At 69.3% G+C, this 22,812-nt stretch carries 20 protein-coding genes; 11 read left to right on the top strand and 9 right to left on the bottom strand.

Features of this window, described 5'->3' with window-relative positions; all coding sequences use genetic code 11:
• Nucleotides 1-3: 3 nt before the first annotated feature.
• The gene (locus HS104_20420; GenBank protein MBE7482332.1) at nucleotides 4-1,455 is read right to left on the bottom strand and encodes a hypothetical protein; all 1,452 of its coding nucleotides are present in this window, start codon (nucleotides 1,453-1,455) and stop codon (nucleotides 4-6) included.
• A gap of 228 nt (nucleotides 1,456-1,683) precedes the next feature.
• Here HS104_20420 and HS104_20425 point away from each other — a divergent pair, with 228 nt between their 5' ends.
• On the top strand, nucleotides 1,684-2,367 hold the full coding sequence (locus HS104_20425; protein MBE7482333.1) for a metalloregulator ArsR/SmtB family transcription factor: 684 nt from the start codon (nucleotides 1,684-1,686) through the stop codon (nucleotides 2,365-2,367).
• Nucleotides 2,368-2,475: 108 nt separating this feature from the next.
• Nucleotides 2,476-3,639 carry an MFS transporter gene (locus tag HS104_20430; protein MBE7482334.1) on the top strand — a complete coding sequence of 388 codons (1,164 nt, stop codon included), beginning with the start codon at nucleotides 2,476-2,478 and terminating at the stop codon, nucleotides 3,637-3,639.
• A gap of 154 nt (nucleotides 3,640-3,793) precedes the next feature.
• On the opposite strand, the gene HS104_20435 is transcribed toward HS104_20430, so the two are convergent.
• The gene (locus HS104_20435; protein MBE7482335.1) at nucleotides 3,794-4,663 is read right to left on the bottom strand and encodes an ankyrin repeat domain-containing protein; all 870 of its coding nucleotides are present in this window, start codon (nucleotides 4,661-4,663) and stop codon (nucleotides 3,794-3,796) included.
• 79 nt (nucleotides 4,664-4,742) lie between these two features.
• On the opposite strand from HS104_20435, the gene HS104_20440 reads away from it, so the two are divergent.
• The 3 genes from HS104_20440 (at nucleotide 4,743) to HS104_20450 (ending at nucleotide 6,376) form a co-directional block, all read left to right on the top strand.
• Complete coding sequence (locus HS104_20440; protein MBE7482336.1) at nucleotides 4,743-5,354, top strand: hypothetical protein; 612 nt, start codon at nucleotides 4,743-4,745, stop codon at nucleotides 5,352-5,354.
• A gap of 277 nt (nucleotides 5,355-5,631) precedes the next feature.
• Nucleotides 5,632-5,916: a hypothetical protein gene (locus HS104_20445; GenBank protein ID MBE7482337.1), complete on the top strand. Its 285-nt coding sequence runs from the start codon at nucleotides 5,632-5,634 to the stop codon at nucleotides 5,914-5,916.
• 298 nt (nucleotides 5,917-6,214) lie between these two features.
• Nucleotides 6,215-6,376 carry a hypothetical protein gene (locus HS104_20450; protein ID MBE7482338.1) on the top strand — a complete coding sequence of 54 codons (162 nt, stop codon included), beginning with the start codon at nucleotides 6,215-6,217 and terminating at the stop codon, nucleotides 6,374-6,376.
• On the opposite strand, the gene HS104_20455 is transcribed toward HS104_20450, so the two are convergent.
• The 6 genes from HS104_20455 to HS104_20480 all read right to left on the bottom strand — a co-directional run bounded on the left by HS104_20455 (nucleotide 6,373) and on the right by HS104_20480 (nucleotide 12,732).
• Nucleotides 6,373-6,831, bottom strand: coding sequence for a hypothetical protein (locus HS104_20455; GenBank protein MBE7482339.1), 459 nt, complete (start codon nucleotides 6,829-6,831; stop codon nucleotides 6,373-6,375). The two genes, HS104_20450 and HS104_20455, sit on opposite strands and share 4 nt — an antisense overlap.
• Nucleotides 6,832-7,048: 217 nt before the next feature.
• Nucleotides 7,049-7,453, bottom strand: coding sequence for a hypothetical protein (locus HS104_20460; protein MBE7482340.1), 405 nt, complete (start codon nucleotides 7,451-7,453; stop codon nucleotides 7,049-7,051).
• Nucleotides 7,454-7,455: 2 nt separating this feature from the next.
• Nucleotides 7,456-8,733 carry a thiolase family protein gene (locus HS104_20465; protein MBE7482341.1) on the bottom strand — a complete coding sequence of 426 codons (1,278 nt, stop codon included), beginning with the start codon at nucleotides 8,731-8,733 and terminating at the stop codon, nucleotides 7,456-7,458.
• 343 nt (nucleotides 8,734-9,076) lie between these two features.
• Nucleotides 9,077-10,150 carry a hypothetical protein gene (locus HS104_20470; protein MBE7482342.1) on the bottom strand — a complete coding sequence of 358 codons (1,074 nt, stop codon included), beginning with the start codon at nucleotides 10,148-10,150 and terminating at the stop codon, nucleotides 9,077-9,079.
• A 78-nt stretch (nucleotides 10,151-10,228) separates the two neighbouring features.
• Nucleotides 10,229-11,404, bottom strand: a complete 1,176-nt coding sequence (locus HS104_20475) for a hypothetical protein (GenBank protein MBE7482343.1) — start codon at nucleotides 11,402-11,404, stop codon at nucleotides 10,229-10,231.
• 134 nt (nucleotides 11,405-11,538) lie between these two features.
• Nucleotides 11,539-12,732 (bottom strand): hypothetical protein, encoded by a 1,194-nt coding sequence (locus tag HS104_20480; GenBank protein MBE7482344.1) that lies wholly within the window; start codon nucleotides 12,730-12,732, stop codon nucleotides 11,539-11,541.
• Between the two features lie 248 nt (nucleotides 12,733-12,980).
• Here HS104_20480 and HS104_20485 point away from each other — a divergent pair, with 248 nt between their 5' ends.
• Entirely contained in the window at nucleotides 12,981-15,239 is a 2,259-nt protein-coding gene (locus HS104_20485; GenBank protein ID MBE7482345.1) for a potassium/proton antiporter, read from the top strand.
• Between the two features lie 440 nt (nucleotides 15,240-15,679).
• Nucleotides 15,680-15,796 (top strand): hypothetical protein, encoded by a 117-nt coding sequence (locus HS104_20490; protein ID MBE7482346.1) that lies wholly within the window; start codon nucleotides 15,680-15,682, stop codon nucleotides 15,794-15,796.
• Nucleotides 15,797-15,805: 9 nt separating this feature from the next.
• Here the strand turns inward: HS104_20490 and HS104_20495 are convergent, their stop codons facing one another.
• Nucleotides 15,806-16,435 carry a hypothetical protein gene (locus tag HS104_20495; protein ID MBE7482347.1) on the bottom strand — a complete coding sequence of 210 codons (630 nt, stop codon included), beginning with the start codon at nucleotides 16,433-16,435 and terminating at the stop codon, nucleotides 15,806-15,808.
• Between the two features lie 371 nt (nucleotides 16,436-16,806).
• On the opposite strand from HS104_20495, the gene HS104_20500 reads away from it, so the two are divergent.
• From HS104_20500 to HS104_20515, 4 genes are all read left to right on the top strand, one after another.
• Nucleotides 16,807-17,292: a CBS domain-containing protein gene (locus HS104_20500; GenBank protein MBE7482348.1), complete on the top strand. Its 486-nt coding sequence runs from the start codon at nucleotides 16,807-16,809 to the stop codon at nucleotides 17,290-17,292.
• A complete protein-coding gene (locus HS104_20505; protein MBE7482349.1) occupies nucleotides 17,289-19,391 on the top strand; it encodes a serine/threonine protein kinase in 2,103 nt (700 codons plus the stop codon). Before HS104_20500 ends, HS104_20505 begins: the two co-directional genes overlap by 4 nt.
• Nucleotides 19,392-19,510: 119 nt before the next feature.
• Nucleotides 19,511-21,781, top strand: coding sequence for a glycosyltransferase (locus HS104_20510; GenBank protein ID MBE7482350.1), 2,271 nt, complete (start codon nucleotides 19,511-19,513; stop codon nucleotides 21,779-21,781).
• On the top strand, nucleotides 21,778-22,743 hold the full coding sequence (locus HS104_20515; GenBank protein ID MBE7482351.1) for a glycosidase: 966 nt from the start codon (nucleotides 21,778-21,780) through the stop codon (nucleotides 22,741-22,743). The genes HS104_20510 and HS104_20515 overlap by 4 nt, the downstream gene beginning before the upstream one ends.
• Nucleotides 22,744-22,812 lie beyond the last annotated feature (69 nt).

The raw sequence follows: 22,812 nt of genomic DNA on the forward strand, positions 1-22,812 counted from the left end.
GCCCTACTTCACACACTCCTGCCCCTCGACCCTGCACTGCTCGTGGGTCACACACGCGAGCGAGAGCGCGCAGTGCTCGTCTCGCGTCGGCACGCACGAGTCGCCACGCTTGGCGCACTTCCCCCGATAGTCGCACTCCGTGAAGGCGCCACAGGTGTCCTGCCGGTCGAGCGCACAGCCGCCGGCGACCGCGGTGCAGAAGCCAAACCGGCGACAGACCTCGCTGTCTTTGCAGTGCGCGTCGGCGAAAGCGCGACACAGCCCTTGGCCGTCCGGGGCGCAGCGCCCGCGGACCGCGCAGTCGGCGGAGCCGGCGCAGTCAGAGTGCGTCACCGCCAGGCAACCCCGAGGGGTCGAGGTGCAGTGACCGTGACTCTTGCAGGCGACGTCCCGCGAGCAATCGCGCTTGCCATCCGCCGTGAGCGTGCATCGACCATGCCGCTCCGTGCACAGACCCCGCTCGCGACAGGCGGCGGACTGTTGGCAGTCCCGGTCCGAGGTGGCGAGACACGTCGTGCCGGCGGGAGCACACTGGCCGCTCGCCGCGCAGCTCGCCGTGCAATCCGACGGCTGGCACTCGCCGTCACGCGCGCGACAGCGATTCTCTTCCCGACACACGGCGGATGCCGCGCAGTGTGCGTCCTCGCCGGCACCGCACACGAGCACACCGCCCCGCCAGACCGCACCACACAGTCCCGCGCTGGCGCACTCGACCGCTGCGGCGCAGCGCTGCTCGCGCGAGCGCTCCAGGAGCCCCACGCCGCCGAGCAGAGCCACGCCAGCGGTGGCCACCAGCATCCCGTAGAGCACCCAGCGCGGCGCGCCCCACAGCGCACACGCCGCAGAGAGCCCCAACGTCGCGTCCAGACCTTCCTCCGCGCCGGACGGCTCCACCGTCGCCAGCTCCACTACGTCGCTCGAAGCGACGAGCGTCCACGCCTGCTCGGCCGAGCTCCGGTAGTCCTTCGCGCGATGCTCCGCTTGGAGCACGCCCCGCGCGAGCACGGCGTCGCCGGTGTAGAGCCAGCGCAGCGCCAAGCTGGTGAACGTCTGCTCCGAGCCGACCACCGTGCGCAGGGGTGGAGCGAGCGCGACTCGAGTTCCGTCCTCGAGCTCGAGCAGAAGGTCCTCCCGGAGCTCGCCCATCGAGGCCGCGACCGGATGCCCCGCGAGCGGCGAGGCGCGCCGCAGCCGGCCCTCGCCGGTGAGCACCCACCCGCGGAAGCGCTGCTCCCGACTAATCAGCACCCCCCGCAGCACCGCCGGGCCCACGTCGAGCTCCGCGCCGCTGCCCCTGAGCGGCACGCCCGCGAGCAAGCGCCGCCGCCGCAGCGCGTCCGCCCGCCGCACGAGCCGCCGCCAAACGCGCCGCCGCCGCACCGAGCGCCGGCTCAGCACCGCCCACGCGAGGAGGAGCGGAGCGGCGAGAGCGAGGGTGACGGTGAGAAGGGACATGCCGACGCCCGGGCGCCCGCCGGAGGATCCCGCGTCCGCGGCGAGCGGGCAATGGGGCAACGGTTTCGTAAACCGTAGGTCTCGAGTTCAAGTCTCGAAGCTGGCTCCAGGAGGTCTCAGCGGAATCCCGGACGGCTTGCTGCAAGGTGCCCCGGGACCGCGGGCCGCCGGTCGAGGTGATCTTGGCGCCGCTCGACTAATCAAGTATACGCTTGAATAATTGAGTCGATGAGCCCCCACCGTCGCTTCAAGGACAGCGTCTACGAGCAGTTTTCCCGTGTCGGAAAGGCGATCTCGGCGCCGAAGCGGCTCGAGCTCCTCGACCTCCTGTGCCAGGGCCCGCGGACCGTCGAGGTTCTGGCGGAGCAAGCGGGCATCTCCGTCGCGAATGCATCGCAGCACCTTCAGGTGCTCCGCGCCTCTCGCCTGGTGGAGTCCGAGAAGAAGGGCCTGTACGTCGAGTACCGACTGGCGGGCGACGAGGTCTGCCAGTTCTACCTCGCGCTCAGGCGGCTCGCCGAGTCGCGCCTGGCCGAGGTCGAGCAGGTCACCCGCGCCTTCTTCGAGCGGCGGGGCGCCCTGGAAGCCGTCGCAGGCGACGAGCTGCTCCGGCGGGTGAGGAGCGGCGGCGTGACGGTGCTCGACGTGCGCCCCGTCGAGGAGTATCGCGCGGGGCACATCCCCGGCGCCATCTCCGTGCCCGTCGGCGAGCTCGAGGCCCGCCTGAAGGAGCTGCCACGACGGCGCGAGATCGTGGCCTACTGCCGCGGCCCCTACTGCGTGATGGCGGTGGAGGCGGTCGAGCTGCTGCGCAAGAGAGGCTTCCGCGCCCGGCGCCTGGAGCAGGGGGTCGTCGATTGGCGCGCCCGCGGCTGGCGCGTCGAGGTCGTGCGCGCAGGGAGGACCCGGTGATCGACGCGGCCGGGCGGGTGCAAGACCGTGAGTGACGTCCGCCTCGGCATTCGCAAGAACCTCGCGCAGTTCTCGCTGCTGGTGCTCGTCAACGCCTTCGTCGGCGCGATGGTCGGGATGGAACGCACCATCTTGCCGCCGATCGCCGAGCAGGACTTCGATCTCTCCGCAAAGACCGCGGTGCTCTCGTTCATCGTCGTCTTCGGTGTGACGAAAGCGCTGACGAACTACCTGGCTGGGCGCCTCTCGGATCGGTTCGGGCGCAAGCACGTGCTGATCGGAGGCTGGCTCGTCGCGGCCCCGGTGCCGTTCCTCTTGATGTGGGCCCCGAGCTGGTCATGGGTGCTCTTCGCCAACGCGCTGCTCGGGGTGAGCCAGGGGCTGACCTGGTCGACGACGGTCATCATGAAGATCGACCTGGCCGGACCCGACAAGCGCGGTCTGGCGATGGGGCTCAACGAGTTCGCCGGCTACTTCGCGGTGGCTGGGAGCGCGGTCGCGACCGGCTTCGTCGCGGCGCGCTACGGGCTGCGCCCGGAGCCGTTTTACCTCGGCGTCGCCTTCGTCGCCTTCGGGCTCTTGCTCTCCGCGCTCGCGGTGCGTGAGACCAAGCACCACGTCGCCGCCGAGTCCCGACTCCACGCCGAGCTGCCGCCCGGTGAGCTTCCCACCCAGCGCGCGATCTTCTGGAACACGACGCTGCTCGACCGGAACCTGTCCAGCGTCAGCCAAGCGGGACTGGTGAACAACCTGAACGACGGCATGGCCTGGGGTCTCTTCCCCCTGTTCTTCGCCGCCGCGCGCATGGACCTCCGCTCGATTGGCACGCTGGCCGCCATCTACCCGGCGACCTGGGGCGCGGCGCAGCTCTTCACGGGTGCCTGGTCGGATCGCGTCGGGCGCAAGTGGCTCATCGCCTCGGGCATGTGGGTCCAGGCGGCGGGCATCGCGTGCGTCGTCCTCGCCCACGGCTTCGCCGGCTTCGCCGCAGGTGCCGTGCTGCTCGGCATCGGCACCGCGATGGTCTACCCGACCTTGCTCGCGGCGATCGGGGACGTCGCGCATCCTTCCTGGCGGGCGTCCTCGGTCGGGGTGTACCGGCTCTGGCGTGATCTCGGCTACGCCATCGGCGCGCTGCTCGCGGGCGCGACGGCCGACGCGCTGGGGCTCCCTGCGGCAATGTGGCTCGTGGCGGCGTTGACCTTCGCGTCCGGGGTCGTCGTCGCGGTGAGAATGCGCGAGACGCTCGGAGACGCCGTTCATCCGCGATGACGTTTCGAGCCACCGTCATGCCGGCGCCATCGCTCGCAGCGTTCGCCCACTACTTCGCGCCGGCGCACGCGTTCATCGCGGCGTTCGCGGCCTCGCAAGCGGCCTAGCGGTGCAACCGGCGGTGCGGGAACCGGTGCGGCCGGCGCTTCATGCGTCACGCGCGCGCCGCGTTCAAGAGCTCCGACAAGCCGAGCTCATCCGCCAGCCGGCGCGCGGTCTCGCCGCGGAAGCCTTCGTCCGGGTCCGCTCCGAACGCCAGCAACACGGGGATCACGGCGAGCTTCCGGTTCACGAGCGCGCACGCGAGCGGGGGCATCGCGTCCGGCCAGGGCGCCGCCACGCTCGCGCCCGCCGCGAGCAGGGCTTCGACCAGAGGAGGCGAGTCCTGGAGCACGGCTTCAAAGAGCGCGGTGCTGTTGCGATCGACCGAGACCCCGCGCAGCGCAGCATCGGGCGCGTCGCGTCCCGCGTTGGGGTCCGCACCTCTGGTCAAGAGCGCGCGCACGCGCTCCACGTCCCCGGCGCGCACCGCTCTGAGCAGCGAGGCCGGCGAAACCCGCCGCGTCGGGCGCGGCCCGACGGCGCGCGGGTGCTGGTCGTCGACCAGGAGCTGCAGGTCGGCCCAGTCGCCGCCGTAGCTCATCGAGCGCTCCTCCGATTCGGGCGTGCGCAGGTACTCGTGGCCGTGAAAGCGATCCCAGGCCGCGAACACGTCGCCTTCTGCCAGGTGCCCGAAGGGCAGCTCGGACCATGCCGCCGCGTCGACGATCTCGCTGGCGCGCAGCACGAGGTAGTACTCGCTGTCGTAGCAGTACTCGTTCGTCAGTTGGTACGTGAACGGCTCGGCGATGGCGACGGGCTCGCCCGCCACCCGCAAGAGGAGCGTCGCCGGAAGCGAGTCCTGGCCCGAGTAGTGGCCGGCGTCAGCGCGTCGCTCCGGCAGGATGGCGAGCATCCAATGCGGCAGCTCCCAGTCCTCGCCGGGCGCCGGGCGCTCGAGGTCGAGCTCGAGGCGAGTGGTCATGCCTGAGCGCGAGCGTACCCCAGTCAGCGGGGTAGATCCTGCCGCGCCTGGCGTATCAAGCCGCGCCAAAGGGAGAATCATGCCGAAGCTCGTGCTCACCGTCCTCGTTGCGATGCTGCCCATCGGGCTGGGTGGGTGCGAGCGCGCCGCCGCCGATGGCAAGGCGGCCGGTTCGTCCTCGAGCGCCTCGCGCGCGCCCGCCGTCACCGCGACCGGCGCGGCGCTCGCGCCTCCCGCCGTGGCAGCACCGAGCGCCGCGCCGGAGTCCGGCGAGCCGATCCCGACCATCGACGCGAAGCTCCCGGTCGAGAAGCTGGACCTGGCCGCCTTCTCGAAGACGAGCAAGGAAGACAAGGCCAAGCTAGTCGGGAAGAAGCTCCGGCTGAAGGGCGCGGTTCACTCGGTGTCCTACAACGCCATGCTCTTCGACGCGCAACACGCCTTGCACGGACCAGTGAAGGAGGGAGCCGCAAACGCCGTGTATGCAGTCGAGCTCCACGGTGCCAAGGCGCCAGGTGAGACCTGGAGCAAGCAGGTCGCGTCCTGTTTCGTCGACGCAAAGACGCAGCAGGAGTTGCTGGCCGATTTCAAAGGCGACGGCGTCAACGTGGAGGTGGAGGGCATCGTCGAGGCAACCTTCAACGACCTGGCACCTTGCAAAGTAGTCTCGAAGAAGGTCGGCAAGAAGTAGCGCTGCCCCTGTTCGAATCCGGGAAGATGACAGGAGGTCGCAGCGGACTCGTCTCCCGCGCGCTCCGGCGCGGGCACGAGCCATCGAGCTGGCGTGCTACGCTCGACGGGCCATGATCGGGGGAGCAGCTCGATGCTTTCTGCTGGCGCTGCTGGCGACTTCAGGCGAGCTCGGGTGCTGGAAGTACTGCACCGACGCCGGCTGCGACTCGGGCCTCGACATCACAATCTTGTCATCGGCCACTACGTTTGCGCCCGGCAGTTATGCGGTAGAACTGATGATCGACTCCGCCGTGTTCGCGCTCACCTGCCAGATCCCCGACACTCAGGAAGGGTTTCCGTGCAATTGCCAAGGCGGGTCCCCGAACGTCAACGCCTGCCTGATGCACGATGCGTTGTCCGTGCAGGTGGACGGTTTCCCCAAGTCGGCGTCGGTCAGACTAGTCCGTGAGGGCGTCGAGATCGGCCAGAAGCAATTCTCCCCCCAGTACGAGACCATTCAGCCGAACGGTCCAGGCTGCAAGCCGACGTGCACGGCGGCGAAGGAGGTCTCGCAGTTCTGAGGGTACCGGTCTCTTGCTCGCGAGCGCGATCGTCGCCCGTCATCGAAGCGGCGTGTGGTCGGCTCTCACTCGCATTGGGCCACGACAGCGTCGTGCAAGAGCTGGCGTCGAACCTCTTTGAATCCAGGCGGCGATGGCCACGCGCTCGGTACACCTCGAGATCCGGCGGAACCCCGAGCCAGGGCGGCGGCGACGATACATCCGTCGCCGGCCGGTTCAGCACCCTGAGCCTCGCGGTCTTGTAGAACTCGGCGATCTCGGTGCGCGCGTCCTCCACGGGCTCCGACTCGCCCGACACATGATCGCCGACGCGAAAGCCATGCTCGACCTGGGCCGCCTTGCCGACGGCCGCGACGAACTCGCGCTGCTCGCCGCCCGCCATCCAGAACGTAGAGACCGTCCACCGCGAGTGCGCGACCGCCGCGTGATCGCGGTGGAATCAAACTGCTCGGCGCTCTAGTGGGGGTACCACGTGCCGTCCGCCGTTTTGCAGATGTCCATGGCGGCCGACGCATCGGTGTACTGCGGCGGCCCCCAGTAATACACTCGGCAAGATCCACTGATGTACTCGATGGCGCAGGCTCCGAAGCCCGTGGTGGGGTCGCACTTGGCGGCCGCGTCGAGAGTGCCCGGCCCTTGGACGTCGCACACCGGCTTGATGGCGTCGCTCGACGACGTGTCGTCGTGGAAGTCGAAGCAAGATCCCGTCCCGTCGTTGCTCTTGCAGCTCGCGACGAACTTGGTGCTGCCGCAGTGGCTCGCGGTCCCGCCTCCAGCACCCGCCGCGCCGCCCGTGCCCGCCGCGCCCCCACTGCTGCCGCCCGTGCCCGCCGCGGCGCCGGTGCCCCCGGAACCCCCGCCGTCATCGCCTCCGCACGCCACCGTGAGGCCAAGAAACAAGAGAACCAGCACCACACACCGCACAGCCTCGACCTCCGTTGGGAAAAGCGTAGGTGAGCGCCCGCGGGGCTACAAGGGGTGGCGGCGGTGCACCGTGCGGCGCGCGCTACGGACCACGGCGTCTTCCGCTCGGCGTCCCGCCTCCTGCTGGAGGCACGTCGAGCGCGGCGAGGCCCCGAGGCCCGGCGGCGGCCGCGGCCGGCCGGGCCGCCGGGGTCTCCGAGCGGAGGTCTCAGCGAACGAGCTTGAAGGCCATCACTGGCAGGTCCGGCGTGCGCAGCACGTCGAACACGACCTTGCTGGGCCCGCGAGCGTAGATCTCGCTCATCGTCTTCGGGTCGGTGGCGACGTCGCGCACGATGGCGTTCACGACGATTCCCTCTTCGAGCACGATGTGCCCGTAGGCGTAGGGCGCAATGTCCGCGAAGCGCGGGTTCGGCGGCGGGGCGACCCCGTGGGACAGGAAGTGAAGCGTCCCCTTCCCAGACAGCTTCTTGTCCTGCAACGCCGAGCCGCCACACTGCTCGCAGGCCGTCGTCGGCGGGAAGGTCACGTGCTGGCACTGCTTGCACTGAGCACCGATGAGCACGCCGTGATCGAGCCCATCATAGAAATGCTTGATGACTGAGTCGGGCATGATCAGCTCCCTTCCAGGACCAGGACGGTCGAAATCATTGCGTAGCCGTGGGTGTGGATCACCGAGATCCCAGGCTGCTTCTTGATCTGTCGCGACCCCGCCTCGCCGCGCATCTGCTTGACGGCTTCGTAGGTGTCGGAGCCGGCGCTGGCCGCCCAGGCGTGACCGAAGGCGTGCCGCCCGCCGTGGGTGCTCATGGGACGATCGCCGTCGAAGCGCAGGCGTCCGTCGCGCGCCGCCTGGAGCGACTTGCCCGGCTCGAGGTAGCCCGTCAGCTCGGCGGTCAGGATCGAGGAGATGTGCGAGCAGTCGTGCGTGTGCAGGTAGCCGATGTCCTTGCCGGTGATGCCCGCCATGGCGAAGGCCGTGTCGAGCGCCATCCGGTCGATGGGCCACAGCGTCGGGTCTTCTCCGTACCAAGGCAGGTCGGAGTACTTGATGGCGAAGCCCTTGACGCCGATGGGAGCCTTCTTCAGCCCCTTGGCGATGGTCTCGCGCGTCAGCAGCATGGCCGACGCGCCGTCGGCGGTGCGCACCATGCTGTGCAGTCGGGCTGGCCAGGCCATGAACGGGTTGTGGCGAGAGCGCCAGAGCTCCCACGGGTCGCCCATGCCCTGACGTTGGGCCTCGGCCTCGAGGGTCTCCTGCGTGGCCGCCTTCGGGGTCATCGAGCCGTGCAGGCGCCGCGTCCGGCAGAGCTCGAACATGCCGCGCTCGTAGTCTTCGAGCGAAATTCCGTACTTGCGGCAGTAGGCCTGCGCCGGGATGCCGTTGTAGACCGAGAAGATCTCGTAGCCTTGGGGCACCGCGTAGGCCTGGTTCACCGCCATGTCCGTCCAGAGCCACACCTGGTCGTTCGGCAGCTCCTCGCGGGCGAAGGGGCTCGCGCCCTTGACCTTGGTGCGCGTCGCCTCGACGCCCACCACGAGCACGCTGTCGTACACGCCGGAGGCGATGGCCATCGCGGCCAGCGAAGCCCCGACGTTGGTGGTCGAGCACTGCGCCTCGAAGTGAACGCCGGCCTTGAACTGCATGCCGGTCCACTTCGCAATTTGAGTCTCGGTGGCCGGCAGCTGCGAGCTGTGAACCATGGCGTTGCCCACGAAGACGGCGTCCACGTCCTGGGGGGCGAGCCCCGCGTCGTCGAGCGCCTCGCGGCTGGCAACGGCGCACAGCTCCTGCAAGCTGAGCCCTTTGATCTCCGGCGTCTCGAGCAGATCTCCGAAGCGCGTGCAGCCCACGCCGGCGATGGAGACGGGCTCTGCCAGTTTGTTTCGCATGGCCATGAGAACCTCCAGATCTGGCGGCTTCAGCAAGTCACATGCCACGCGGAATGGCGCAGGGCGCAGGCAGAAGTGCGCGAGTCCTCGACGGACGGATCGGCGTTCGCTGCGTGCAGACGGCCATCGACGGCAACGAGTGCGCGATGGAGCGCGAGCTGGATTGGGTCCGTGAGGTGCAGCGCCTGCGCCGCTGGGAAGTGACCCCAAAAGGGCCAACGCGCGAGCACGACCGTGCTCGCCGTGTCTTCGCGACGGCAACCTCGCATGCTCCGGCGAGAGTGCGCCCGATGAGTCGCTGGCGAGCGTTCGCGCGAACAAGGCGGGCCGGCGCGCACAACCCTCACTTGCGCGGCCCGATGTACTGGGTCGCCGCGACGACGTCGTCGTACCAGAGCTTGTTCTCGCGCACCTCGTTGGGGCTGATGTAGCCGCCGATGCCGAGGTAGTCGATCTTCAAGCTGTCGATGTCACGCAGCCGCATGTTGGGGAAGTCCGCGATGAGCTTGCCGTCGAGCCACATCGCGATGCGTCCGTCGCGCTGCCCGGGCGTGTTGGCCTTGACCATCAGCTCGTAGCACTGCCACTCGTCGAGCGCGGGCGCCACGTTCGGCCGCTTGACGAAGTCGGGCCCGAAGTTGCCCGGCAGCGAGGTGTTCGGGCTCACCTCGCCGGTCGGGTAGAAGATGTCGCCGTAGTCGTCGCGCTGCTCGAGGTGGTAGACGTACGCGATCAGGTGTCCCGGCGGCGGGCCATTGCTGTAGACGGTCGCCTCGTACGAGACCAAGAACTTGTTCTTGCCGTCCGCGGGGACCCCGGGCGTCGACTGTCCGTTCACGTGGTAGTGCGCCGAGATGGAGCCGGTGTTGTGGAACGAGCCCGCGCCGGTCACGTCGAAACCCGCCTCGAACTTCTGATAGAAGCGCAAGAACAGGATGTCCTGCTCCGCGAGCAGGTGCTTCATGAGCCCGTTGCCGACGGAGCCGGACGTCTTGGGGAAGGGCATCTCCACGGCTTTGCTTCCGCCGTTCACGTTGTCCGCCTCGGTGGCGATGCGGAGGCGCGTCTCGTCCCACACCACGTCCCACTTGTCGCGGAGATCGACGGGGACCGTCGCAGCCTCGAAGTCGTCCGCGAACAGCACCGCGGGGTCGCTGCCGATGCCGACGTCGCCCGGGTACTTCGCACCGAGGCCGGTGTCGCCTTCGGGCAGCGCGCCGGTGGCCGCGCTGCCGCCGCCGCCCGCGCTGCCGCCGCCGCCCGCGCTGCCGCCGCCGCCCGCGCTGCCGCCAGTTCCGCCGTTCCCACCACTCGCAGCACCACCCGTGCTCGGGCCGCTCTCTCCGCCGTCGTCGCCGCCGCAGGCAGCCAACGCGAGCGGGCTCGCCAAGACCAGCGGGAGAAGAAGTCGTCGCATCCGCGTTCCCCGAGGCTCGAGCATACGGGCTCGGCCTGTTGGGCGCCAGGCACGGAGCCATGCGTGCGAAGCGTCCGATCAGTGGTCGCCTGGCTCCGGCGCGGAGCCCGGCTGGACCTTCACCAGCGCCACGCTCGGGTGCCTCGGATGCCAGAGGATGCGCACGGAGCGGTCGAGGAGCGCGTTGGCCCGGGCCGTCCCATGGTCGTCGATGCTGGTCGCGAGCACCGGCCAGACGCGACCGTCGGGGTCGCGCACGTCTGCCTGAACGCTGAGGCCGTAGTACGCGGTCCGTCGCGATCGGTACGCTCGCCGTGTCTTGCCGACGACGCGGCCCTCCCCGGCGAAGCCGTGCTTGGCGATGCGCAGGTTGCGCCTTCCGGTGAGCGCCAGCCAGACGGAGAGGGCCAACAGAAACGGGCTCACGGCGACCAGCTTGAACCAGGCGTCCGGGTCCGCGCCGGCACCGGCAAGGTCCGCGTTCGTCGCAACGGCGAGCGCCATCGCGACCACCGCGGCCAGCGAGCCGCCCGCGATGCGTAACCAGGCGGCACTCACCTCCGAGTCTCGCCAAGGTACGTCCAGATACGAAGCGTCGATGTCCCAGGCTCGAGGCAGCTTGTCGACGATCGAGCGCGCGCCATCGACACCGACGCGCCGGAGGAGCTCGCGGAGCGCGCGGTCCGCCGCGGGCTTTGCGCCGGATGCGCGAAGGGCGTGCGCGCGGACGGCCATCGCCAGCGAGCGATAGCTCCGGAGGATCGGCACCTCGCCGTCGCGCTCTCCGAGCAGCAGCACGGCACCCGCAGGCCGCCCTTCGGATATCGCGAGCGTCGCCTCGGCGATCCGGTGCACGCTGTCCACGGCGAGCGTCGGGCTCGGTTGGCACTCGGCCAGCCAGCGGCGCGCGCCGTCGAGATCCCCCAAGCGAACCGCGGTGCTCGCGGCGCTCGCGGCGAGCGCGGTGCGGTAGCCCGTGTCGGTCGTGAGCGGTGCGGCTTCGGCCAGCAAGCGGTAGCGTTCCGCTGGCTCCAGCTCTCCGCCGAGCTGGACCGACAGCCGGAACAGGGCTGCATCGCGCGCGGGATCACCCAGCCAGGTCTGCCAGAGCCTTCGGGCCTCGGGGACCTCTTCCGGGGGAATTCCGCGGGCCCATCGCTCGAGCTCGGGGATCGTCTCGAAATCGTCGCCGTTGGACGTCCGAAGGCGCGCGATGTGGTCTGGCGAGCTCAGGCTCGAAGGCGGCGCGGTCACGCGTGACATGCTAATCGTGGATCGCCGGGATGGGGTGCGGATGCGTGGGCTCGGCGGGTCTACTCCGCGCACCCGAGCCCAGCGGTCCCGCACGAGTTGGAGCGGCCAGTGCGCGTGCGCGCGGTGATCGGAGCTCACAGACAGCAGACGGTGGTCGGACCGACGGGGGCGACGCTGCCGGTTTGCGGCAACGTCGCCGGCGGACACGAGCCCCCCGTCGGGGATCCCGGGTTCACCACCAGGCTCTGGTACGCCGTGGTGCCGGGGAAGCACCCTGGGTTCGCCTCGACCTTCGGCGGCGTGCCGCCGCCCCACGGATTCACGCAGCCTTTGTCGTAGTAGGGGCGATACCAGCCGTCGCACGTGCGACCGACGGGCGCGGCGCAGGAACAGCCGCCGCAGGTCCGGGTGTCCACGAAGGTCTTGGCGTCGTAGATCGTGGTCTTCTTGCCGTAGCCCGACGGGCACGCGAAATCCCCGGAGCGATACACGCAGACCGCCGTCTCGAAGCCGGACGCCGGGGTCTGCACGCAGCTCGTGCCGCCGACGCAGCCGCCGCCGGCGGTGACGGCACACACACGCGCGCGCAGCGCGTAGCTGGGCTCGGGGCGCGCGCTCTCCGCGCCGCCGCTCGAGGTGCACGACGAGCCGCTGACGCTCACGCCCGGGTACACGAAGCTCTTCGGCGCGCCGCCGTTCACGAACGGGAAATCGACGCACTTGGCCGGTTGAATCGAGAACGACGCGGAGCCGCTGCCGCAGCTGCCACCGGCATACACGGTGCCCGTCGAGCCCATGGTGCAGCTGCCGCCGCTCGGATTCGCGCAGAGGCACGCCGTGCACGTGAGCTGCGGGGCGTCGAGCGCGCCCGCGCCTCCGTCGATCGCGGCAGGCCCGCCACCGGGGCACGACGGCAAGGCGTCATTACTGCTCGCGAGCGCCAGCCACACCGGTCCGGACCAGTTCTGCGGCGTGGGCAGCACGCACTGCGTGACGCCCGCGCACGCCGGATCGGCGCAGTCGGTCAGCTGGTTCTGATCGTCGTCGACGCCGTTGTTGCACTGCTCGCCACCGCCGCCGCTGCCGCCACTCCCGCCAGCGCCGCCGGTAGCCGCGCCCGCGGCGCCGCCAGCGGCCGTGCCCGCCGCGCCGCCAGTAGCCGTGCCCGACGCGCCGCCAGTGGCCTTGCCCGCCGCGCCGCCAGTGGCCTTGCCCGCCGCGCCGCCCGTTCCGTCCGGCGTCCCCCTGAGGTCGTCCAGATTGGACAGCGAACAAGCGGCTGCGCCGAGCACGAGCAACCACCCCCACACCGCGGAGCTTCCCTTCATCCGACCGCTTCAGCGTAGCACGCCGTGCGAGGTCTCGGCTCACGAGGGTGACCGCACGGCACCCAGGCGTGACTTCCGGGTTGCGCCAGAATCGGCTGTCACGCGACGAGCTGTGGGGTCCTCTGCTCGGGCGGCTGATGCTATCGGAGTGAGGTCTTGCTTGGGTCGCCAAGCTCCGGTACGAGCGCATCGCAGGCGACCGGGGGGTCGTGACCGCCGATTCTTGACGAGACCTGGGTAGAACGCTGATGGAGACGCTCTACATCATCGGTCCGCTACTGCTGCTGGGCGTCGTGATCGGGGCTGTTTGGCTCGATCGGTTCAGCGTGCCTGTCATCCTCGTCGCTCTGGGGCTCGGGCTCCTGGCGGGCAGCGACGTTCTCGGGCTGTGGCACTTCGACGACGTCAACCTGGCAAACCAGGTCGCGAACGCGAGCCTGGTGTTCATTCTGTTCCACGGCGGGCTCGTGACGAAACGCAGCGTCCTCAGGGCTGTCGCGCTACCGGCGGGCGGGATGGCGACGTGGGGTGTCGTGCTCACGGCGGGCGCCGTGTTCTGCGTCCTCCATTTCGGCTTGCGTTGGGCCTTCGATCGTTCGCTCCTCATTGCCGCCGTCATCTCGTCGACCGATGCGGCCGCTACGTTTTCGATCCTTCGTCGCCATTCGCTTCGGCAGCGGCTCGCATCGGCGATCGAGATCGAGAGCGCAGCGAACGATCCGATGGCGATCCTCCTCACACTCGTCGTCGTCGAGGCGCTGACCTCCGGCACGACGCTGAGCTGGACCATTTTGGGGGTGTTCGCCTGGAAGTTCACGGCCGGGCCGGTGGCCGGCTGGTTGGTCGCGCGCGCCGCACTCGCCATCTTCGACCGGCTGAACCCGCAGGATCGAGGCTACTACTACGTGCTGCTGATTGCCGTCGTGCTGCTGACGTACGGCTTGGCAGAGGCTGCAGAGGCCAGCGGGATGCTCGCCGTTTTCACGGCCGGCCTGGTCATGGGGAACCGAAAGTTCATCTACCAACAGGGCATCCGCAACTTCTCGGCTGCGTTGTCGATGATAGCGAACATTGGCGTGTTCGTGATGATGGGGCTCTTGGTCTTTCCGAGCCAGTGGAGCAGCCTGTGGCTCGATGGCGTCCTGCTGTTTCTGGCGCTGACCCTCGTCGCCCGGCCCACCGCCGTGTGGTTGGGCACGCTCGGGATGGGCTTCGCGGCGAAGGAGCGCCACTTCATGTGCTGGGCGGGACTTCGCGGTGCGGTCCCAATCGTCCTCGCGACCTACCCGATGGCCGCCGGGATTCCGACCGGGCAGGACGTGTTCAATCTCGTCTTCTTCGCGGTCATCTTGTCGGTGGGCATTCAGGGATCGACGCTCGGCGTGCTCGCACGACGATTCGGGCTGTCGACACCGTCGCGTCCCCAGCCACGATACGGGCTCGAGCTCGTCACGATGGCGCACAGCGATCTCGACTTGATCGTCATCGATCTGCCTGACCCGAAGGGCCGACCGGGCCCGCGAATCCGCGAGCTCGCCCTGCCCCCGGGCGCGATTGTCACGCTCGTCACGCGAGGCAACGAGGTAGTCGCACCGACCGGCAACACCAGGCTGCTCGGCTGGGACCAGGTCACCGTACTCGGGCGCCCAGCCGACGAAGCCGAAGTCCGCTCCGCACTACTCGACCGTTTCGACGAGTCCGGCCCGCCGGAGAAACACGCGACGCCCGTGATCGATGGTCCACAGGTCGAGTCTGGCAGCAACGACAGACCGATGCGCGATCATGTCATCCTGCTCGGTCACGGCGATGTCGGCAGCGTGCTCACACGATTCTTGCGACTGCGTGAAATGCCGTTCGTCGTGGTCGAACAGGACGAGGCGACCGTGATGACATTGCGCAGTCAGGGCGTGCACGTCATACACGGCCGTGCAGAGGACCCCGAGGTGCTCCAGCGCGCCGGCATCCGGCACGCGAAGATGTTGCTCGTGACCACCGCGCAGGCCGTGGCCGCGCAGCGCGCGATCGAGCACGCTCAGCGCGTGAATCCAAAGATCGACGTGATCGCCCGTGTACACGGCCATTCGCTGCGGCGTGTCCTGTCCGAGCTTCCCCGGACCCAGGTCGTGCACGCCGACGTCGAGCTGGGCTACGCCATGGCCAGGTTCATGCTGCTCGCGTCTGGCGCAACCGCCATCGAGACCGAGGCATTGATCCTCGAGGCGCGCCGGGGGGAGTCCGGCGCCACGTCGACGCGGTTCCTCGAGGTTCACGTCCCAGGGGCGTCACCACTCGTCGGCAAGCGGCTTGCCGAGCTCGCTCTGCCCCCCGGCTCGCTCGTCATCAAAATCCTGCGTCGCGGCGAGCAGGTCGTACCTGGAGGCCAGACCGAGATCCTCGCGGACGACGCGCTGTTCGTGCTGACTGATGACGATAATACGCCCATGGTCGAGCGCTTACTCGGCGCGAGCCCGTCCGACTCCTCGGATTCCACCGGCGGCACGCTCTGAGCGAGCGCGGCCTCGGAGGTTGGTGTCTTCGGCTCGCACCGCGCTGGATCCGGCGCAGCGGATCTGGTGTCGGCCTGGTCGACGCTCGAGCGGACGGTTCACGGCGCTCGTCAGGCCAGCGACGTACTCCCAGCGCCTTCGGAGCGAACAACGCCACTCCGAACAGCGCGCCCGCGAAGGCCATCGCGAGCAAGCGTATCCCCCGACCGGTCGACCGTTGACGGGTCGAAGGGCGTGTCCATCGTCGCGCACGACACCAGCAAGGAGCTCAGCATGATCAGCGCCGGTCTCAGCACCCCCAGCAGCGCGCCGTACGATGACGAGGATGACGACCTGTCGGGCGGCCTCGACGAAGGCGAGGGCGACGGCGACGACGACGACGAGGCCGTCGACGACGAGGCCGACGACGACGAAGCCGAGGTGAGAGCACCCTCGAAGAGGTGGGGCAGCGCTTCTCGGTCACCCGGGAGCGGATCCGCCAGATCGAGTCCAAGGCGCTCAGCCGACTGCGCGTGCGCAGCGCCGCGCGTCGCTGTCGCAGCCTGCTCGACGGCTGAGGCGAGGAATCAGGGCATCCAGTGCCGGTCGTCCGCGCCGAGCGACCACAAGAGGTGCGCGGCATAACTCGCGAAGGCGAGCGTGCCGAGCCCGACCACCAGCAAGCCGACCAATCCGGCCTGCGCGTCGAAGCTCGACTCAGTCAGATCCCCGACCGCGACCACGAACGCCAAGCTGCCGAGCGTCGCGAACACGGCGCTCCGCACCACGCGACCTCGCACACGCGACGCGCGACCGCGGCGCGTCGCGAATTCGTCGCTCTGCTCCGTCGCACGCAGCGCACGGGCGCCGTGAAAGAGCCCGGCGCCGAGCAGCGTCAATCCTGCGCCGCCCACGGAGAACGCCGCGGTTCGCTGCGACCAGAGCCCGGCGCCGAACAGGGCGCCCAACCCGATGGCTCCGACCGAAGCGTGCAGGAGCGCGTCCCCGAGGCCCGGCGCACACTCGCTCCGATAGCGTCCGAGCAGGCTGTCGCCGACCACCAAGACCGCGTAGCTGCTCAGGAACAGACACGGCAGCGCGAGCAGCGTGCTGCCCAGCGGTTGAATCGCGATCCGCTGCAGGGAGCCCGGATTTCCGAGCTGCATGAGCAAGAGCAGCGCCAGGATCAGGTACAGCGCAGCAGCCAGGGAACGCACGCGCCGCGATTCACCGTCGAAACATCGGCTCAGCACGCGTTCGAAACTGCTCTCCTGCTCGGTCATCCAATCCTTTGCTGCAAGGGACCCATCCCCTACGACAGGGGTGCGGCGAACGCGAGCGACATTCAAGCCGGTGCCACGAAGTGCACCGACGCGTCATCGCGAAGTGGCCGAAGCGTGACCCCCTACGGCTTGTGAAGCGTCGTCCTGCGCCTTACGTTGACCGCTGCGAGGGTCGAGACGGCAGACACGAGCGAGGCTTCGCTCGAACCGATTCCCCCACGCGGCGCCGAAGGAGAAAGGCGAAGAGGATGCCGAACGACGAGCCCTGCCCGACGCAAACGAAAGACGACCCGGTTGAGAGCGTGATGACGGCGCCCGCGCTGTTCGTCGAGCGTCGCTCCAGCGTCTCCGCTGCCGAGGCGCTGCTCCGGTGTCACGCGGCCGACTGGCTGCTCGTGATGGACGACGACATGTTGCTGAGGGTGGTCAGCAGCGCGGAGCTGTCTGTCGCGGACGCGGAGGCCCCGCTCGACTCGCTGGGAACCGAGTCGTTCTTCTTCGCTTGCGCCCACGACGCTCTCGGCGGCGTGATCGAGGGCATGCTCCAGCGCGGGCTCGCGTGCGTTCCGGTACTGGACGAGCAGGACTCGATCGCCGGGATCCTGACGCGCGCGGAGCTCCGGCGCGCGCGGCTGTTGCCCGGCGAGCGCGGCATGGACCTGTGCGGCTCGTGTGGGAGCGACGAGCACTTGGAACAGCCGTGCAGCGAGCGTGGCCGCGCGTTCTGTGTGGAGTGCCTGGCGCCGACCGGTTTCGACGCCGGGTACGCCACGCTGGGCGGCAGCGGGTGAGCTACTCGAGCTCCAGCACGCCGTCGCATCCGGTCCCCCACGAGCTCGAGGGCCCCGGCGCCGCCGTCGGCTCGGTCGTGGGCGGCTATACGCTGGAGGAGTACCTCGGTTGCGGCGCGATGGCGGACGTCTACGCCGGTTCGTCAGCGACTGGCCCGGTCGCGGTCAAACGTCTGCTTCCGATGCGCCGCGACAGCCATCACCTGGTGGACCTGTTCCTCCATGAGGCGCGAGTCCTGTTACAGATCTCCCATCCTAATGTGGCACGCTGCATCGACTTCGGGCTGTCCGACGGCGTCCCCTATCTGGTGACGTCCTACGTCGACGGTGTCTCTTGCGAGCTCCTTCTGGCCGGGCTCGCGGGTGAGCGCGGGGCTTTCCCGGTGGAGGTCGCTCTCGCCATCGTGCACCAGGTGTTGCTCGGCCTCTCCGCCGTGCACGAGGCGCGAGACCCTGACGGCCGCCTGCTCGGGATCGTCCACCAGGACGTTTCGCCGGACAACGTCCTCATCGGCCGGAACGGCTCCGTCACCCTCATCGACTTCGGAGTCGCGCGAAGTCACAACCAAAGGCGCGCCGGCGGCGCCGAGGACCTCCGCGGCAAGCTCGGCTACATGTCACCGGAGCAGATCTTGGGCGAGCGGATCGACGCCCGCTCCGACGTATTCTCGGTCGGCGCCCTGCTCGGAGAGCTCCTGCTGGGCAAGCGGCTGTTCGGCGCCCCGACCACGCTGGGGAGCCTCGTCCGGGCGAGCCGCGCGGACACGGACGACCTCGGCGATCTCGATCCACGTGTCTCCGCGGACGTGCGTGAGGTGCTGGCCCGGGCCCTGGAGCGGCGACCGGCTCGACGCTTTCCGTCGGCGCGCGCCTTCGATCGCGCGGTGGGCGCCTTGCAGCAGGCGCGCGGCGCTCCGCTGGACGCCGCGCAGATGGCGGCCTGGCTCGCCGCCCGAGGCGTGGCGGCGACCGGCGCGCCGCGAAGCTCGCGGTCGCCGACACCAGCCGTCGGTAACCTCGTGGCTCGCATCGACGCTGCCGACCGAGTCCTGATCGACGGCCGCGGCGGCGAGCCTTCGGTCGCGGCCCCGCGCAGACCGACACCGAGCAGCGCGCCGACTGCGCGGCTGTTTCGAGTCCGAGAGCCTGGCTCCCACACGGAGCTGCCCTGCTCACTCGCCGACCTCGTCGAGCGCTTCGCCACCGGCCGCGTCTCGGACGCGACGCTGGCGGCCAGCGGCCGCTCTGCGCCGGTTGCGCTGGTGGATGTGCCGGAGTTGGTGCACCTGGCGCGGGCGTCCAAGGCCCGATTCGACGCGGAGCTGGGACGGGCACCGCGTTGGCGCTGTTCGCTGGAACGGGCGAGGCTGCCGGGAATGCTCTTCATGCTGGCGGGGACCCGGGCGACCGGCCTCTTGTCTGCGCGCGCCGGCGCTCGCCGCAAGCTGGTCTACTTCGACGCGGGCGTGCCGTGCTTCGTGGCCTCCAGCGAGCCGAGCGAGCTGATCGGCGCGCAGCTCCTGGCAGGCGGCTTCCTTTCCCGAGCGGCGCTCGACGACGCAGTGGCCGGAGCCACCGTGCAGCAGCGCCCGCTGGGAGAGACGCTGGCGGAAATGCGTGTGCTCTCCTCCAGCGAAATGTTGCGCCAGCTGGTGACCCAGCTCGACACGCGCGTGCTCGAGCTCGGCAGCTGGCTCGACGCGAATCTCTCGTTCACGCCGGGGCTCCGGCCGGGCGCGGTGATACCGCAGTCGCTCGGCGTGCCGGGCGAGCTGGCGTGCCGCATGGTGCGGACCCGCTATTGCGACGAAGAAATTTCGGACTTCTTGCGCCCCCTGGCGGATGCATCGCTGACAGCCAAGTCGGAGCGCCCGCGGGTCGAACAGCCGCTGCCGTTGCTCGAGGTCGAGACCGGCGTGCTCTCTGCAGCAGCCAGCTGTCGCGACATCGGGACTCTCACGCTGCGCATGACCCGAGATCACGCGCTGCCACCGGAGGACACGCGACGCGCAGTGTTCATGGGGCTCTCCGCAGGTCTCCTCGAGTCACCGGCGTGGCTGTCGCCTTTTGCGACATCCGGTCTAGGCTCTCACCGGTGAGATGCGGTGCGTTCCTTGCGCGGACCCTGCCGCGGGCGTAGGGTGGACGCCTCGTTGTGGTCGTCGAGCGTGGCGATGCGCGCGTAGTCCCCAAAAGCGCGCTCGGCGAGTGAGGAGCCATCGAGCAGGTCATCCGGAACCGGACCATCCGACGTGTCGCTTTCCTGGGAAACCACCTCCCGCGTCAGTGCGGCATAGCGACTTTCACGACCGACCTCTGCGACGCCGTTTGCTCCGAGCATCCCGAGATCGACTCGCTGGTCCTGGCGATGACCGAGTCGGGCGCGCGCTACTCGTACCCGTCACGCGTCGCGCTCGACATCGCACAGGACGACCTGGCCTCGTATCGCAGCGCAGCGGCCTTCCTCGAGTCGAACGCAGTGGACGTCGTGTGCGTCCAGCACGAATACGGGATCTTCGGCGGCCGCGCTGGCAGTCACGTTCTCGAGTTGCTGAGCGGGCTGAGCATGCCGATCGTGACGACGCTACACACGATCTTGGCGCGACCCGACGCGGCGCAACGCGAGGTGATGACCGAGTTGTGTCGAATCTCCGAGCGCTTGGTCGTGATGAGCACCCACGGGCAGAAGCTGCTCCGAGACGTCTACGGCATCCCGGAGCGCAAGATCGACTGGATCCCACACGGCATTCCGGCCCTGCCGAACCCGCGCGACAGCAAGAGTCGGATCGGCGTCCACGGCAAGAAGGTCATCCTGACGTTCGGGCTGCTCTCTCCCGACAAGGGCATCGAGCACGTCATCGACGCGATGCCCTCGATCCTGGAGCGCCACCCCGAGGCGAGGTACATCGTGCTCGGCGCGACCCACCCGCACGTCCGGCAACGGCACGGTGAGGCGTACCGCTCGATGTTGGCGGCGCGTGCGCGGGAGCTCGGCGTGGAGTCGTCGGTGGTCTTCCACGACGCCTTCGTGAGTCGGGCGCAGCTCACCGAGTACCTAGCGGCCGCCGATCTGTACGTGACCCCATACGAGAAGGCCGAACAGATCACCTCCGGCACGCTGGCGTACGCGGTCGGCTCCGGCAAGGCCGTGATCTCCACGCCCTATTGGTATGCGTGCGAGCTCTTGGCCGACGGTCGAGGCGTGTTGGTTCCCTGGCGGGATCCTCGGGCAATTGCCGTTGCCGCCGCCGACCTCTTGGGGGACGACGCGAAGCGAGCCGCGATGTCGGAGCGAGCAGCAGCTCTCGGGCCGCAAATGCGCTGGCCCGGCGTCGCCGGGCGCTACCTCGAGAGCTTCACCCAGGCACGTGCCGACCACGCCACCGAGCCGCGGGTCGCACGGCACGAACCCTCCGAGCTCCCAGCGGTCGAGCTGGAGCACCTCTCGGCTCTCAGCGACTCCACTGGCGTCCTGCAACACGCGCTCTACGACGTGCCGCGTCGTGAGGACGGCTACTGCCTGGACGACAACGCGCGTGCGCTGCTCGCGATGGTGCTGATGGACTCGCCCGGCGGCGAGCAAGCAAAGGTCGTGCGCCCGCTCCTGGCTCGCTACCTGGCGTTCGTCAGGCATGCCTTCGACGGTGACCGCAGGCGATTTCGCAACTTCATGTCGTACTCGCGCAGCTGGCTCGAAGCAGCCGGCTCGGAGGACAGCCAAGGCCGGGCGCTCTGGGCGCTCGGCGCGCTGGTCGGTCGAAGCCCAAACGCGGGTTGGCGCATCCTGGGGAGCCAGCTGTTCCACGCCGCGCTGCCGCCTCTGCTCGACTTCACCAGCCCGCGGGCTTGGGCCTTCGCGCTGCTCGGGATGGACGAATACCTCGCGGCGTTCGCCGGAGACGGCGAAGTGCAGGCGCTCCGGAACGACCTGGCTACTCGACTGGTCGAGTTGTTCGTGCGCGCGCGTCGCCCGGACTGGGCTTGGTTCGAGGACTCCGTGACCTACTCGAACGCCAGCTTGTGCCAGGCGCTGATCGCCTCCGGCTCCCGCATGGGCGACGAGCGAGTCAAGCAGGTGGGGATGACCTCGCTCACCTGGCTGGTCGAGATCCAGACGGACGCACACGGCGACTTTGCGCCGGTCGGCTCCAATGGGTTCTTTCGGCGCGGCGCCGACAAGGCGCGCTTCGACCAGCAGCCCCTGGAAGCGGGCGCGACCATCTCCGCGTGTCTCGAGGCGGAGCGTGCCACGGGTGACCCCAGGTGGGCGGAGCGCGCGGTCACGGCGTTCGGCTGGTTTTTCGGCAAGAACCAGCTCGGCGCAGCCCTGATCGACGCGCAGACCGGCGCCTGCCGGGACGGCCTGCACGCCGACCGGCTCAACGAGAACCGTGGCGCGGAATCGACCCTGTCGTTCTTGCTCGCGCTGCTCGAAATGCGCGCCAGACACCGAAGCGGACCAGCCGCGCTGGTCGGAGGTCGAGCATGAACCGGCGACGAGACTACGACGTGCTCTTCAGGCGGCATGCCAAGAACCCGATCCTGACGGCGGCAGACTGGCCGTATCCGGCTCACACCGTGTTCAACCCCGGCGCGACCCTGCTTCGCGACGGCACCACGCTCCTGCTCTGTCGAGTGGAAGATCGGCGCGGACACTCCCACTTGTGCGCCGCACGCTCGCAGAACGGGGTCGACGGCTGGGTCATCGACGAGTCACCGACGCTGCTGCCGGATCCGGAGCGACATCCGGAGGAGATCTGGGGCATCGAAGATCCCCGCATTACCTGGGTACCTGAGCTGGAGAAGTACGCGATTGCGTACACGGCATTCAGTCGTGGCGGCCCAGGTGTGGCGCTGGCGTTGACCGAGGACTTTCGCGAATTCGAGCGCTGCGGCCTGGTCATGCAGCCCGACGACAAGGACGCCGCGCTCCTGCCCGAGCGCATCGACGGGAACTTCGCCCTCGTGCACCGGCCCATGACGGACCTGGGCGCACACATCTGGATCTCGTTTTCCCCCGACCTGCTCAACTGGGGCAATCACCGGCTGATGCTCCCTTCGCGCAAGGGTGCGTGGTGGGACGCCAACAAGGTCGGCCTGTCCCCGCCACTGATAGCCACCGACCGCGGCTGGCTGATGCTCTATCACGGTGTGCGGCACACCGCGGCCGGCTGCCTGTACAGGCTCGGGCTCGCGCTCTTCGACCGGGCGCGCCCAGAGCAATGCCTGCTGCGCGGCGACAGCTGGGTGTTCGGCCCCGAGGCTCCCTACGAACGCGAAGGCGACGTCGGCTACGTCGTGTTCCCGTGCGGGCACACGCTGGCGCCCGATGGCGACACGCTGCGCCTCTACTACGGCGCCGCGGACAGCGGCGTGGCCCTCGCGAGCGGCAGCATTCGTGAGCTCTTGGCCTGGCTCGACGCCCACGGCGAGCCTTCGCTCTCGGCCTGATTCGGCCTGCTGCGCGGGCGTGTTCCGCGTCGCCAATCCGCCGCTGCGCTTCGAGCGCGAGCTCGTCGA

The sequence above is a fragment of the Polyangiaceae bacterium genome, from assembly GCA_015075635.1.
In the GTDB taxonomy this organism is placed as follows: domain Bacteria; phylum Myxococcota_A; class Polyangia; order Polyangiales; family Polyangiaceae; genus JADJKB01.